The organism is Collinsella aerofaciens, assembly GCF_032584215.1.
Classification (GTDB): Bacteria; Actinomycetota; Coriobacteriia; order Coriobacteriales; family Coriobacteriaceae; genus Collinsella.
This window is the reverse complement of sequence record NZ_JAWHPN010000006.1, coordinates 17,411-32,798: the sequence shown is the minus strand read 5'-3', so window position 1 is coordinate 32,798 and position 15,388 is coordinate 17,411. Positions and strand designations below refer to the sequence as shown.

Here is a 15,388-nt window from a genome sequence, read left to right as displayed (position 1 = left end):
AGCTCCCTGGCCGTAACGGAGCGATTAATTAGCCACCGCCCGTCAGCTCACCCAGGATCTAAACGTCAAGATGCGCACAATCAAGCGCCTTTTTGATAAGAGGGACAGATCGATCAGCCAAATACAACGGAATGTTGAGCACCCCGTCGTCGAGCTTTAGGTTCTTAAGTGAGTAGCGGACCCTCAATGGAGTCGTCTCCGCATGCTTGTCGGCATAGTACTTAAGGCTCTTGGAGTGAACGACCTCTCCCGATTTGACCTCGACGGGAACGATTTCGTTTCCGACTTGAATCAAAAAATCGACTTCGTGCTTCGGCTTCTCGTTTGTCCAGTAACGCGGAGCAGCATCTAACTGTGAAAGTAATGCCTGAAGCACATAGTTCTCGGCGAACGAACCTTTGAACTCCGAAAATAGCGCATCCGAGATGGCAAAAGCGGACGCATCCAGCCTTGCCATGCGGCGCAGCAAGCCGACATCAAGACAGTAGACTTTAAATGCCTTGAGGTCATCGTACGCAGAGAGCGGCACACCACCGGCAGCATTAAGGCGAACCGCCGTGATGAGCCCAGCATCGGCAAGCCATTCCAGAGCATCCTCGTATTCTCGAGCACGAGCCCCCTCGCGCACCGCACCCCAAACGAACTTTTTGTTCTCGCGCGCCAACTGAGCTGGAATCGAGTTCCATATTTGCGAAAGCTTGGCGAACTGCGCACGGCCACCATGCTTGGCAAAATCGCGCTCGTAGGAATCCAAGAGATCAGACAACACCTTATCGACCTGAACGATATCGCCCGTCTCCACCCACCGGCCAAGAGCCTCTGGCATGCCGCCGCATGCAAAATAACGACGAAGATGCTCGACGAGACGGACATGGAAGAAATCGGGCACTGTTTCGATCTGATCCAGGCCGCCAAGGTATTCGTCGTAGTTTGCAGCGCCCTCGGCTTTCAGAAACTCGGAAAAGCTCATGGGGCGCATCTCCATGAACTCGACCTTTCCCACCGGAAAAGCGCTGGTCTCACGGGACAAGCGAACGCCCAACAAAGACCCTGCGCATGCGACGTGATACTCGGGGGCCTCGTCACAGAAGTATTTAAGGGCGCCGACTGCAGAAGGACAATCCTGGATCTCATCAATAATAAGCAGCGTTTTGCCGGGATCGATAGGCTGTCCAAGTGCCAGGGAAAGATTTGAGATGATCCGTCGAGGATCGCGCGTACCTTCGAAAAACTGAGCGTACTCGCTCTGTACCCCAGGTGACGGCTCCTCGAGCGTCAGATACACAAAATTGATGTACGAGGTTCGGCCGAACTCCTTAAGCGCCCACGTCTTTCCAACCTGGCGCGCCCCCTTAAGGATAAGCGGCTTACGATATTCTGACGCTTTCCAAGCGTTAAGCTTGGCAATGATATCTCGCTGCATGGACGAACCTCCCGCAAAGAAACTTCCGTAAACGTGATATTTCCCACATTTTACCCTAGGTAAAACGTGACATGTATCACATTTACGGAAGTTTTAAGCTCATTTCGCCACACTCTCATCACATTTATTGCAATGTGACAAAGGGACAGTCCCTTTGTCACCCGCACAAAAATGGACGCGCCAACGGCGCGCCCATTCACTCTATTCCATTCAGCCCCACCTGACCCGAACGGCCGAGTCGTTGCCAGAACCCGGGAGCCCCGGCAGGGCGGGTGCTTGCTCAAAATGAGTTCCGCACGCAAAGAAGGCCACTTAATGTGGCCTTCGTCTTGCGCAGGACTGTTCGAAATTTTGAGGAAGCACCCGCCCTGCCGGGGCTCCCGGGTTCCCGCTTACGAGAGCGACGTTCTCAGCAACTCGTTGAAGAGCTTCGGGTTGCCCTTGCCGCGACTCGCCTTCATGCACTGGCCCACCAAAAAGCCGATGACCTTTTGGTTACCGTCACGATACTGCTGCGCCTGATCGGCACAGTTCGCCAGCACCTCGTCCACAATCGGCTGCAGCGCGCCGGCATCGCTCACCTGACGCATACCGCGCTCGTCGACGATCTTGTTGGGGTCGTCGCCGGTCTGGGCCATGGCCTCAAAGACCTCGTGCGCCTGGTTGGAGCTGATGGCATCGGTCGCCAGCAGCTTGGCGAGTGCCGCCACCTGAGCCGGCGCAATGCCGGACTCGGCGAGCGACACGCCCGCGCCCTTAAGGTAGGCGATCATCTCGTTGACCAGCAGGTTTGCGACCGTCTGGGCCTCCTTGCCAGCCATACCGGCAGCGGCGGCCTCAAAGAACTCGGCAAACTCCGGGTCGCCGGCAATCTGCTCGGCGTCGGCCGTCTTAATGCCAAAGTCGGCCTCAAAACGGGCGCGCTTGGCATCGGGCAGCTCGGGGATCTCGCCACGGCAGCGGTCGATGAACTCGTCGTCCAGATCGAACGGCGCCAGGTCGGGATCGGGGAACAGACGATAGTCGTCGGCCGTTTCCTTCACGCGCATGACCACGGTGCGCTTGCGGCTAGGCTCCCAGTGGCGGGTCTCCTGATAGATAATGCCGCCCTCCTCGAGCACCTCGGCCTGGCGGCAAATCTCGTAGGCAAGGCCGTCGTGCAGGCTCTTAAACGAGTTGAGGTTCTTAAGCTCGGTCTTGGTGCCCAGCTTGGTCTCGCCACGGCGGCGCAGCGACACGTTGCCGTCGCAGCGCATGGAGCCCTTCTCCATGGAGCAGTCCGAAATGCCCAGCGTCACAAAGATGCGACGGAGCTTTTCCATAAACAGGCGTGCTTCCTCGGGCGTACGCAAGTCGGGCTCGGTGACTAGCTCGATCAGCGGCGTGCCGCAGCGGTTGTAGTCGACGAGCGACTCGGCCGCGGCGGTAATGCGGCCCTCGGCGCCGCCCACGTGAACCATCTTGGCGGCGTCCTCCTCCATATGGATGCGCAGGATGCGGATGGGCACCGTGTAGGAACCGTCCTCGCGGCGCTCGGGCATCTGCAGGTTGGACGCATCGTAGCTGGCCAGGTGACCGGCGCGCTGGTTACCCTCGCGCATGGTCGACGTCATGGACGTGGACAGGCCTTCGGCGTTAGCCGAGGCGCTCGCCAGGCTCTGGGCCTCGGCCTCACCAAACGCGCAGTCGGGGCGCTCGGCGGCACCGCGACCGGTCACGTCCAGGTCCAGGTGGCCGTACATGGCAAAGGCGACCGGACCCTGCGTGGTCTGGAAGTTCTTGGCCATGTCGGGATAGAAGTAGTGCTTGCGGTAGAACATCGAGTGGCGCTGGATCTCGCAGTTAGTGGCGAGACCCGCCTTGACGATGCTCTCGATTGCCTTCTTGTTAGGCACCGGCAGGGCGCCCGGCAGGCCCAGGCATACCGGGCACACGTTGGCGTTGGGCTCGTCATCGTGGCTGAGCTTGCAGTTGCAGAACATCTTGGTATCGAGTGCGGTGAGCTCGGTATGGATCTCCAGGCCGATCACGGCCTCCCAATCCTGCAGGACCTCGGAAAGCTCCTTCATTACAGCTCGCCTCCCTTCCCGGCAAAATCGGGCGCGACGGAAAGCGCGGGCGCACCCGTGGCGGCATCGGCAAAGCCGCGCTCCAGGGCGCGGGCAAACGTGAGCAGCTGACGGTCCCTAAAGGCCGGACCCACCAGCTGGGCAGAAACGGGCAGTTGAGTATCCTCGCCCAGGCCCAGCGGCACCGAGATACCGCCGTTGCCGCAAATGTTGAGCGAGATGGTGTACAGGTCGGAGAGGTACATCTGTGTGGGGTCGCTGATCTCGCCAAACTTAAAGGCCGTGCGCGGCGAGGCGGGCATGAGGATGGTGTCCACCTTGGCATACGCGGCGTCGTAGTCCTGCGTGATGAGCGTGCGGGCCTTCTGCGCGGCGTAGTAGTACTTGTCGTACACGCCCGAGCTCAGCAGGTAGGCGCCGAGCATCTGACGGCGCTTGGCCTCGGCGCCAAAGCCGTGGGCGCGCGAGAGCGAGCTCTGATCGGACAGGTTGGCGCAGCTCTCCTCCTGATAGCCGTAGCGAATGCCGTCAAAACGGGCCAGGTTGGAGAACGCCTCGGCCGGGCCGATGACGTAGTAGGCGGCGATGGCGGCGTCCAGGTGCGGCAGGTCGACCTCGACCAGCTCGGCGCCCTGGTTCTGCAGCTCCTGGGCGGCGCGCTGAACAGCGGCCTTGACCTCGGGCGTCAGGCCCTCGGCCTCCATAAACGCGGGGATGATGCCCACGCGCTTGCCCTCGATGCTGTCGTTGAGATGCTCGGTAAAATCGACGGCGCAATCCTGGCTGGTGCAGTCGTACGGGTCGTGGCCCGCGCCGGTAAGCGCGTTCATGGCCAGCGCGATATCCTCGACCGTGCGGCCAAAGGGGCCCACCTGGTCGAGCGACGAGCCAAAGGCAACCACGCCGTAACGGCTCACAGCGCCATACGTGGGCTTAAAGCCCACCACGCCGCACAGCGACGCCGGCTGGCGAATGGAGCCGCCGGTGTCCGAGCCCAGCGAGAGCGCGACCTCGCCCGCGGCGACGGCGGCAGCGGAGCCGCCCGAGGAGCCGCCGGGCACGCGTTCGGTATCCCAGGGGTTGTTGGTGCGGTGGAACGCCGAGCTCTCGGTGGAGCTGCCAAAGGCAAACTCGTCCATGTTGGCCTTGCCCATGGGCAGGCAGCCGGCATCGAGCATGCGCTGGACGCAGGTAGCGGTATAGACGCTCTGGTAGTCCCCGAGCATGCGGGAAGCGCAGGTGGTGCGCGTGCCCACAAGGTTCATGTTGTCCTTAATGGCCAGCGGCACGCCCGCGAGCGGGGGCAGCGGCTTTCCGGCGGCACGGTCGGCATCCACGCGCGCAGCGGCCTCGAGCGCAAGCTCGGGCGCCACCTGCAGGAATGCCTGGACCCCGCCCTCGCGCGCCTCGATGGCGGCAAGGGAGGCCTGGGCCACCTCAGTGGCGGTAAAGTCGCCGGCGGCAACGCCCGCGGCAATCTGGGCGGCGGTAAGGGAATCGAAGCTTAGCGCCATTACTCGCTCTCCCCCTCTCCCAAAATGGACGGCACGCGGAAGTAGCGGTCGCGCGCGCTGCCGGCGTTTTCGAGCGCAACGTCGAGCGGCAGGTCGCGCTCGGGCTCGCGCAGGTCGTCGCCCATCACGTTGGACAGGCTTCCGATAGGATGGAACGTGGGCTCCACGTCGGGCAAGTCATATTGCAAGACGGGCTCGAGCATCTGGACGGCGTCGTTCATGTAGGACGTCATCTGGGTGAGCTCGTCATCGGTCAGTGCGATCTTTGCGTACTCGGCGATGCCGCGCACGTCTTTCTCGCTGAGTGCCATAGGCGCTCCCTTCCGCATAACAGATAAACCGCTCTAGTATACAAGGCAACGCCGCTTGGAGCAGGTGCTTTACCCAAATGCAGCGAAAACGTATCGAGGGCGGCGGTTGGCAGGCGGCGGGCCGGCGGTTCTGCAACGAAACCGCACCGTCCATAGCGAAGACCGTCCCGCCCGCAGCGAAAACCGTCGCGCCCACAACGAAGACCGCGCCGCCCGAAACGCAAACCATCACAACATTCGACGCTTTTCGTCAAAATCGAGATTTTCATCGAATGTTGTGATGGTTTGGAAGTCCCGACCACCGCAAAGGTGCCCGTCCCCACCGTGGCGGTTCTGGAGAATGTCTTATGCCGAGGCCTTGGCCTTGCGGCGCTTACGGACCGCGTGGATCACGATGTCCAGCAGCAACAGTACAATGGCCACGACCACGATGAGCACGGCAAACTCGCGCTTGCCCCAGTGGCGGCCGGCCAGCGACTTTTGTTTGTCGACGTCCTTCTTGCTGTACTTGGTGCGCACGCAATGCACCAGCAGGCGATGGTCGTTCACGCCGTAGGGCGTGCAGGTGACAAGCGTCACCTTGTCGGCGCCGGGCTCGATGGTCAGCGACTCCATCTCCTCGGGCAGCACGACCTCGGAGTCCACCATCTTGTAGGCGAGTGTCTTGTTCATGGTGTGCAGCAGCACCAGGTCGCCGGGCTCCAGCGAGTGGATGTCGTCGAACATGCTCAGGTTGCGCATGCCCGAGTGTGCGGTGAGCACGCAATGCGTCGAGGTGCCGCCCACCGGCAGGCTCGTGCCCTCCAGGTGGCCGACGCCCGCCATAAGGACTTCTTCGCTCGTGCCGTGGTAGATGGGCATGCTCACGTCGATGGAGGGGATCTCGACCCAGCTCATCATGGGGTCGCGGTCAAAGATGAGCTGCTGAGCGTAGGGCTCAATCTGGTCGGCGGGGAGCTCGGTGGCCTCGCCCGCCAGCTGCTCGTTAAAGGAACGCGCCTGGAGCAGGATGCGCTCGCGCTCCTCGGCAGACAGCGCGTCCACGGTGCTGGACACGGTGCTGATCTGGTTGAACACGCCCGAGGCCTCGAGCCGGTCCAAAATCCACGGCCAGGTCATAAGGCCCACGCCAATAAGGATGATGACGATGGTGATGAGCCGGTCGGCCCAGCGCGGCAGTCGCTTGCGGCGGCGCTTAGGTTTTGGTTGAGGTTTGGGCTGAGGGCTTGAGCCGCCGTTGTCCGCGGCGTTATTGCTCTTCATATGTTTGGCGCCCTGCACCATCACCGGTCACTCCTCTACTACTCAAGTTGTCTAAACAAATAATAGCCGATTAGCGAGCTTCCGCGCCGGACAACGCCGCTAGGCTGCACCGTCCAGTCGAGGATAAGCCAGCATTTGCGTTTTCAAAATGTTCCGAATCGGCGGGGCGATTCGGGATACAATGTCAATAGAAAACGACGCACCCCGCGTAAGTGTACAAGAGCGCGGGCGGCCTAGTTTTCAGCTTTTGTTAAATGCCCGGGATCCGACCCCCGGGCATTCTTATTTGCGCTTTCGGCGCAAATGCCGTCCACCGTCCGCACCGCGCGTGCGCCTACGGACCTTAAACCGAACCTCATACGAGTCAAGAAACGCGATGACGAACATGCCCACCGTCGCGAGGGCGGCGAGCGCGTTAAGGAATTTCAGCATATGGTGACCTCCGATCGAGTCGTCGGCCGCCCGCGCACGGAATGCGTCGCAAGGGTATTTTACTGCGAGTGCATGCACCCACGCCTGGTAAACGCGATTTTGACAAACATTTGTTCGATAGTTACAAACACGATTCCTCATCCAGCGGAGCCTGGCCGCATTGTCCGGGTTTGCCCGACGTGTTTGCGTTTTCAAAATGTCCCGAATCGGCGGGGCGATTCAGGATACAATAGCTACAGGAAACGACGCATCCCGCGTAAGTGTTCGAAAGCGCGGGCGGCCTAGTTTTCTGGTTTTGTTAAATGCCCGGGCTCCGAACCCCGGGCATTCTTATTTGCGCTTGTTGCGGCGCAAATGCCTTCTACCGTCCGCACCGCGCGTGCGCCTACGGACCTTAAACCGAACCTCATACGAGTCAAGAAACGCGATGACGAACGTGCCAACCGCCGCGAGGGCGGCGAGCGCGTTAAGGAATTTCAGCATTTGGGGACCTCCGATCGAGTCGTCGGCCGCCCGCGCACGGGATGCGTCGCAAGGGTATTTTACTGCGAGTGCATGCACCCACGCCTGGTAAACGCGATTTTGACAAACATTTGTTCGATAGTTACAAACACGATTCCTCATCCAGCGGAGCCTGGCCGCATTGTCCGGGTTTGCCCGACGTGTTTGCGTTTTCAAAATGTCCCGGATCGGCGGGGCGATTCAGGATACAATAGCTACAGGAAACGACGCATCCCGCGTAAGTACTTTGGAGCGCGGGCGACCAGTTTCCGGTGTTGTTAAATGCCCGGGCCTCTAACCCCGGGCATTCTTATTTGCGCTTGTTGCGGCGCAAATGCCTTCTACCGTCCGCACCGCGCGTGCGCCTACGGACCTTAAACCGAACCTCATACGAGTCAAGAAACGCGATGACGAACGTGCCAACCGCCGCGAGGGCGGCGAGCGCGTTAAGGAATTTCAGCATTTGGGGACCTCCGATCGAGTCGTCGGCCGCCCGCGCACGGGATGCGTCGCAAGGGTATTTTACTGCGAGTGCATGCACCCACAGCTGCTAAACGCAATAATTGCAAACATCTGTTCGATATTCATGCGCTTGATCCATCGGGCAATGGAGCCTGGCTGCGTTATCCCGAAAAAACGGGGCAGACTCCAGTGCGGAGTCTGCCCCGAAAAGAGAATGGCAAAGCAAGAACGTGGATGGACGAGAAAAGTGTCCGCAAGTCTCATGGCCATCACATCCCACCTGCCAAAGGGATGGGTGAGCGAGCGTTACTCCTGCTCGGACTCCTCAGCCTGCTTACGTCTGCGGATGAGGTGCGCCACGCCGATGCACAGCACCGCGCCACCAGCGATCCAAGTGAACGTCACGCCGTTGAGACCGGTGAGCGGGAGGCCAACCTGCTTGGTATCGCCGACGGTGATGTTGAAGGTGCCGTCGTCGTTTGTGGCTGTGCCAGTTTTGACCTCAAGCTTGTTATCGCCAACCTTACCCTCGCCATCATCATTGATGCCAGCGATAAGCTTGTCAGTTTGGGACATAGAAAGCGTTATCTTATCAATTTTAGTCCCATCCTCTGACATGGTCGGAACAATCTCGAAATCGAACGGTGAGATATCGGCATAACCCTCGAGATGTTTCTCTGTCACGGTATATTTGCCGGCGTCGAGACCCTTCACTGTAAAATATCCGTCGTTATTGGTCTGGAATACATGTTCCTCGGTGGAGAGGGTGCCGTCTTTCCCAACAAACTTACCATCCAAGGTCTTATCGTTTGGTTTATTCACCTTAATGGTAAACTGAGCACCGTTCAGAGCCCGCTCCGTTCCCAAGTCGACCTTGTTGATCTTGAGGCCGTACGTGTAGTCCTCAACCGTATCGGACGCCGAGGTGCCAATGCCACCTGACATGGGGTTGTTGGAATACTCGAGCGTAACGGTGTTAGGATTGACCTTCAGCTGGTTGTTTGCACCCGCAATATTCGCGCTTGCGTTGAGCTTCGCCTTGTAGAAGACAACGATCTGTGTGTCGGCGTTTACGCTGGAGATATCCTTGAGTCCCTTTTTCTCCCCCTTCGCGCCAAATTCGATAGTCAAGGTAGTGGTGCCATCGTCATTGTTAGCCTTATTTGTCGTGTAATCATTATTAGCGATCAGTTCGTATTTATCCTGATTACTCGGATCCTTGTTCACCGCGTAGACTACGACACTATTGTCAGTATAGGTAAGACCCTTTGAAAGAGTGTCCGTAAACTTATATGCATAGGAATCGTAGGTGTCATAGTTATCGGCGACCGATCCGGTAAGCTTGTAGGTCACTTCCTGTCCGATTTGAGAGTTAGCAACGCCAGCCCAACCATTTGGCAGCTTCGTGGGATCATCAGAAGTCGCAGCAAGAATCTGCTTGTCGACAGTGGGGATGCTGGTCTTCTCAGTTACAGTCACGGCTTCGCCGCCCACGAGGGCGAAAATCGGAGACGTGCCGGTGTTCTTCTTGCCAGTGCCCAGACTACTTTCGTCGGTCACAAACAGGTAGTAGCCGTTGCCATTCGCCGAATTAGGAGTCCAAGAACCACCAGTAGGGATGTTAGTCGCGGCAGGGTTCTCACTCTTAACGGCATTCGCAACTGCGTAGAGAACATTGTTGGTAGCGATTCGCGTTCCATCAGTCGATGTTGATCCTGCAGTAGTGGAACCCGCATGTGCCATGAGGAAGTCGGCTACTTCCTGGGCCGTAGGTTTGCCAGACAGCTGATCCTTAACCTCCAAGCTGTCATAACCCTTCCAGTCTTTCTTAATGGCATCAATCACCTTCTCGCCAACCGTATTGCTTGCCCACGTGATGTTCTGAGCGGTCTTGCCGCCGTTTTCAGCGTCGGTCACCGTTGCCTTAAAGATCTGATACGCCTTGAACGTGGCGCTCTCGTTACCCTTGACCTGGCTGATCGTGATGCTGCCCGTCGCACCCTCGGCCGCAAACGCCATGGTCACCGGGGCCATGACGCCGCCGAAGCCCAACGCCGCCGTAAGGCCTGCCGTCACTGCCAGGCGTGCGATGTTCTTGCTCATGCTCATCTTCTTTTCCTCCGTTTTCCGGTTGGTTCTCATTCGATCGGTCATCGTCTGTCTGTTTCTAAGCATCTGCTTCGCTACGTCTCGCCCCGCTCTCGGTGGGGCTGCCAGCTACTCTTTATGGCTGTCACCTCCCCGCTTGACCAGGAGCGCGACCACGATGAGCGCGGCTCCGGCGACCACTGCGGCGGCCGCGGCGTACATTGCCATATCGCCAGTCGAAGGCATAAAGCCTCCGGTGAAGATGCTAGGGGGCGTGCCGGCGGGCGAGTTGATGATCGACGCCTCCAGACTGTCCGTCGACCCGTCCGCGCTGTCGGCGCGCAGGGGCGACTCGGCCGTGATGGTGAGCTTGGGCTTGGCGGCGGCAACCTGGTCGACGTCCAGGCCCTCGGCCTTGACCGTCACGGAGCGCGTGCCCTCAAAGGCGGTGTAGCCCTTGGGCGCCTTGAGCTCGCGGACCTCCAGCTTGCCCGAGTCCACGCCCGAGACGGTCACACGGCCGTCCTCGCCCGTGGTGACGGTGGCCTTGCCCTCCGCACCCCACGTGCCGTCGGCCGCCAGTGTGCGACCGCGGTCGTCGGCGATGCTCAGGACCGCCCCAGCAAGCGGCTTGTCGCCGTCGCTGCCGCGCTTGGTGAGCGCGAGATCCCAGGTGTAGACGCACGCATCGTCGCTCGGCGTGCGGGTGAAGCCGGCGTCGCCGGACTGGTCGGCAAAGGGAGAGCGCGGGTAGCGCAGGTAGACCTCGTTGGGGTTGCCCTTCGCGATGCCGTGGCTGCACGCGCTGTTGAGCGGCGCATTGTACACGACGACCACGCGGGTGCCCGCGGTAAAGGCGTCGGCCCCGCCGAGCGCGGCGATCAGGTCACCGGTGCGCACGGTGAAGGTCTTGCCGTCGACCGAGACCCTGCACTGGGCCGTGATGTCAGTCCAGCCCTTCGCGGGCTCGGTGCCGGCGCGCCCGTCCTTGCCGGCCGAGACGGCGCCGAAGCCGCCGTCCGCGCCCGCCGCCACGTACACGCGCATGCTCGCGGCAACCTTGGAGGGATCGAGCCCCGCGCTCATGGTGTCGACGAACTGCACCGCATAGGTGTCGTATGCCGTGAGCCCCGCCGGGACCGTGGCAGAGAGGCGCCAGTACAGGTCGTCGGCGACCGTGGCGTCGGCGGCCTTCTGCCAGGCGGCGGTGCTGTCCTCCAGCACGTGCTTTTGGACCTTGGGCGTCGCCGCCTTGGACTTGACGGTGACGGCGCTGCCGCCGACCAGGGCCATGATCGGCGCGGTGCCGACCTCGCCCTGAGCGATGGCGTCGTCGTCGGCGACGATGAGCCAGTAGCCACAGGACAGCTTGGCCGCCGTGCCCGCGTTAAGGGCCACGGGCACGGCGTCAGAGCTCTGGAGGGAACGAGCGAGCTGTGCGCTCAGCGCGCTCGTAAGGTGGGAATCGGTGTTGAGCCACTCGGCAGCTTCCTGTGCGGTGGCCTGGGAATTGGGCATGCCGGCGCTGTGCAGCACGGGCAGCGCGGCGTCGCGCACGGCGTCGCTTGCCCAGGCGAGGTCGGTGGCGATCTTGGCGTCGCTGTCGCCGTCGACGACGTTGGCGCTAAAGATCTGGTAGGCGTCGTAGCTGCGCGCCACGGTGCCTCTCACCGTGATGGAACCGGCCGAGGTCGGCACGGCCTGCGCGGAAGCGGGGAACACAACCGCGCAGGTGCCGATCAGGAGGGCAAGCAGCGCAAACAAGATCGGGAAGGAGCAAACTTTCTTATTCACGACGCTCGCCTCCCTTCGCATTCGCCTTGCGACGAATATGCATCCAGGCCGCAGCAGCGCAAAGCACCGCCGCGCCGGCAAGGTACGTCAGAGTGACGCCCGACATACCAGAAAGGGGCAAAGAGGTGGAGTAGGTGTTGGTGAAGGTGGGGATAGTGTCGGGAAACTCGTGGCCCTCGGTCTCGGCGCTTACCCACGTACCTTCTTTGTCAACGGTTCCCTTCCTGTAGGTCACCGCACAGTTGATCTCTCCTTTTTCGGTGTCATACGTTGGCACAACCGTGAACTTATAGACCGACTGGTCGTACGTGTAGTGCGAGAACTGCGAACCGTCGGTTTTCTCGCGCACATAGTACGTAAAGGTCTTGAAAGAGCCACCCGTGGAGCCGCCCGGGTCGTCGGAATTATTCCTGATATCAGAGAGCGAGTACTTGAACTCAATCGTTTTATCTTTATCAGTGGCGTCCTTGAACGAAAGCGTCTGCTTCGTATCTTTACCAGAGGTGGTCTCGGCAGTACCGATGATGTCTGTGTCTCTAAAGCGGCTGTCTGTCGCGAGCTGAAGTGTAAACTTCTTCATCTCGCCACCCTCAACGATCTTAGTCGCCATAGGAGTCCAGGAAACACTAGGGGTGTACTTGTTGGTGAAGGTCTTTCCCCCGTCGGGGCCGTCAATCGAATAATAACCCTCAGTAGCATCTGGTTTCACAGAAACGTTCTGGGAGTCAGTTTCGCCCTTGGGATGCTCGACCGCGCTCACGTCTTTGATCTTGTAGTTATGGATTTTGAGCTCTATGGTCTTGTTCGGATCGTCCCGAGTCGGAACAGTCATGAGCACAGTCGGGTGGTCTTCGACTGTCACCTTAATCTCGTACACGGCGGGGTCGTATGTGATGCCGGAAACCTTTCCGGCATTTTCGACTAGGTAGTATGTAATCGTGCCAGCCGTACCGTTCGCCGCAGACTGCTCACCAAGGTTAAACGTGATGTTGCCTCCATCAACATTACTTGCAGTTCCAACCGGGGTGCAAACGTCATGATTGAATACCCCGCTAGCGAAAGGATCAACCGAATCCTTGCGGTAGACCGTAAAGGAGAACTCCCCGTTATTGATCTTGCGGCCGGACAGCGCCTTGGTCGCCTTCAGCTTAAGGCTCGGATAGACATACGTGTCTGCTGGCTGACCCAAGTACAGGTCACCATTCGACATGATGCCGCCACCATGGTTCCAAGAATAGTTGCCCGTGATGAAGGTTGTCGCATTTTTCTGTACTGCTTCAGTCGCCGTTTTATCCGTGGCACTAACACCCGAAGTCAGACCGATGCTATTTTTTATCTGAGCAGCACCGTTGGCGGGGATGGTGATGCGATCCGTTAGCTCAATGCTTCCCGAATACTTGGCGTCTATATCGCCAAGCATCTTGCCGGTTACTACTGCGACCGGCGTTATGTGACCTTCCGCTGCGAGGAAGAAATCGGCATGACCACTGTCACGAAAAACATGTTCGCCGTTTTTATCGACCGAGTTATAGGCGTACTTGTCTTGAGTCTTCTTGTGGCCGCCACCAGAAAGATGAGGGTTACCATTATTGTCATTGTCATTTTCATCGTAAGAATCAGCGTTTTGAGCGTCAGTGTTGCCAAAGATTGCCGTGCCTTCAGTGTTCGTTACCAACGTCTTGCCCGTCGGGCAGACTGCAACGCCACCACCATAGCCACCAGCGGTATTGCTGCTTATATACGAGCTGTATACAAAGAGCCTGCCAGCATTAGATGCGTCGTTATCCGAATCGCCCTGAACGAAGACGCCGCCTCCGCCCCAGTCAAAGCGAGACATGCAGTGGTTATTAGTGATGTAGACTGGGCTATCTTTTGACGCTCCACTTATCATCGCGTCAACCTTCTGGCCCACTCGAATGCCAGCACCCTCAGATTTGTAGCTCACGTTAGAGGCAATATTTCCTCCCGTAATGTCGAGCCATGCCATACCTGAATGAAAAATATTGGTAACGTAAACGCCGCCGCCAGCTTCCTCGGAATAGTTGCCAGTAATCTGGCCACCGGAAATGGCGACATGGGCGCCGTTATTGGCAGCAAGCCCAGCGCCGCCATGGTCACCCTGGCCATCGTTGCCGCAATACTTGGCGTATTTATTGTTAGTGATGTAGCCACCAGAAACGGTCACACTACCGCCCGAAGCCAAGATGCCGCCACCGAGACCATCCGCCTCGCCGTACGTAGCGTTGCCAGAGATGATTCCACCCGTAAGCTTCAAGGTGGCTCCGTTGTCAGCATAGACGCCGCCGCCAGAAGCTGCCTTGTTTCCCGCGACCACGCCGTCTGTCATTTCGAGGCTGGCATTCGCGCCCGTTATGCACAGACCACCGCCCCAGCCACCGCCGTTGCCGTTGGTGACGTAACCGCCAGAAATATTGACAGCGCCCTGAGAGAGAATAACGTGACCGTCGCTGCCCAGGGTACGAGGCGTTGTGATCATGCCACCCTTAAGGTTGAGCGTGCCCCCTTCCTCAACGGAAATGACTCGATTTACATAGCCCTCTTTGCATGCAACGATAGCGCCGAAATCGGCAACAGTGTGCTGGTAGGTCGTTTCGCTAGTACCAAAACCGTTAGGCGTGCTTTCAGTTACGTAGTATGTGAGTGATTGTGGAACACTTCCACTTAGCTGCATCATTGCTGGCTGACCAGGTTCACTACTGGTAGCTTCAGTCTGCAAGTCCTCCGCCGTACCTTCGACAGTTAGCGTAGAGCCATTTGAAATTGTGATAAATGCACGAACAGGATCGCTGGTGCCCTTGTCACTGTTACCGCTGCTGTAATAAAGCTTGTGATTCGCAAGGTCGATTGTAGTATTTTGCCTGATAGTGATTGACTCACTTGAACTAATGTCAGCCGCAAGACGTAGTTTATCGGGTTTAGTCGGGGCGTTAAGGTACGTTGTCAGGTCTCCGTCACTCGTCAGCAGCGTGTACCCATCCTTATCTCTTTGAAGTCCCGGAACCTCACCTTCATTTGCAACAGTAGCGGCCTTATAGACAGACTGCCCATCATCCGCGGGCTGCGCAGCGCTCTCGGCTCCCGTGTCATCAGACAACGGGGGCGTCCCGAGAGCATCGTCGCCAGACTCGCCACCCTCTGCGTCGTCACTATTCTGGTTTTCGGTATCCCCGTTGTTGGTGTTGTCTACATCAGTAGACCCACTTGAGGAACCCCCCCCCATCACAGTTTCCTCGGTAGAAACTGTCTGGGCATCATTGGCAATGGCCTGCGAGATCGGAGGCATGACGAGCGACAGTACCAGGCTCAAAACGGAGGCTCCGCACAAAACGCCTGCCAGTACACGGCGTGTCGCTTTATTACTCTGCTTATATTTGTCTGAATTTGCTTTCATCGATGTCTCCTCCCCAAGAGACCGCGATCTTGCTCTTTCACTATCAAGCGTATCTGCGCAACCCGTAATTGCGCACACTTAGTAATGAATATTGTAACGATTGTTTGAACATCTGGGCA

The 15,388-nt window shown here is 58.8% G+C and carries 8 protein-coding genes; all 8 read right to left on the bottom strand.

Annotated features, from left to right (window positions below; translation table 11 throughout):
• Positions 1-58: 58 nt before the first annotated feature.
• The 8 genes from RX395_RS02720 to RX395_RS02685 all read right to left on the bottom strand — a co-directional run bounded on the left by RX395_RS02720 (position 59) and on the right by RX395_RS02685 (position 15,269).
• Positions 59-1,423: an ATP-binding protein gene (locus tag RX395_RS02720; protein WP_271757589.1), complete on the bottom strand. Its 1,365-nt coding sequence runs from the start codon at positions 1,421-1,423 to the stop codon at positions 59-61.
• Positions 1,424-1,815: 392 nt separating this feature from the next.
• Complete coding sequence (gene gatB, locus RX395_RS02715; RefSeq protein WP_316365262.1) at positions 1,816-3,492, bottom strand: Asp-tRNA(Asn)/Glu-tRNA(Gln) amidotransferase subunit GatB; 1,677 nt, start codon at positions 3,490-3,492, stop codon at positions 1,816-1,818.
• Positions 3,492-5,006, bottom strand: coding sequence for an Asp-tRNA(Asn)/Glu-tRNA(Gln) amidotransferase subunit GatA (gatA, locus tag RX395_RS02710; protein ID WP_316365260.1), 1,515 nt, complete (start codon positions 5,004-5,006; stop codon positions 3,492-3,494). Before gatA ends, gatB begins: the two co-directional genes overlap by 1 nt.
• Positions 5,006-5,317, bottom strand: a complete 312-nt coding sequence (gene gatC, locus RX395_RS02705; protein ID WP_055250987.1) for an Asp-tRNA(Asn)/Glu-tRNA(Gln) amidotransferase subunit GatC — start codon at positions 5,315-5,317, stop codon at positions 5,006-5,008. The genes gatA and gatC overlap by 1 nt, the downstream gene beginning before the upstream one ends.
• A gap of 345 nt (positions 5,318-5,662) precedes the next feature.
• Positions 5,663-6,580: a class C sortase gene (locus RX395_RS02700; protein ID WP_158551003.1), complete on the bottom strand. Its 918-nt coding sequence runs from the start codon at positions 6,578-6,580 to the stop codon at positions 5,663-5,665.
• Positions 6,581-8,281: 1,701 nt separating this feature from the next.
• Positions 8,282-10,078, bottom strand: coding sequence for an isopeptide-forming domain-containing fimbrial protein (locus RX395_RS02695; protein ID WP_316365256.1), 1,797 nt, complete (start codon positions 10,076-10,078; stop codon positions 8,282-8,284).
• 114 nt (positions 10,079-10,192) lie between these two features.
• A complete protein-coding gene (locus RX395_RS02690; RefSeq protein ID WP_316365254.1) occupies positions 10,193-11,857 on the bottom strand; it encodes an isopeptide-forming domain-containing fimbrial protein in 1,665 nt (554 codons plus the stop codon).
• Positions 11,850-15,269 (bottom strand): Spy0128 family protein, encoded by a 3,420-nt coding sequence (locus tag RX395_RS02685; RefSeq protein ID WP_316365252.1) that lies wholly within the window; start codon positions 15,267-15,269, stop codon positions 11,850-11,852. Before RX395_RS02685 ends, RX395_RS02690 begins: the two co-directional genes overlap by 8 nt.
• Between the last annotated feature and the right edge of the window lie 119 nt (positions 15,270-15,388).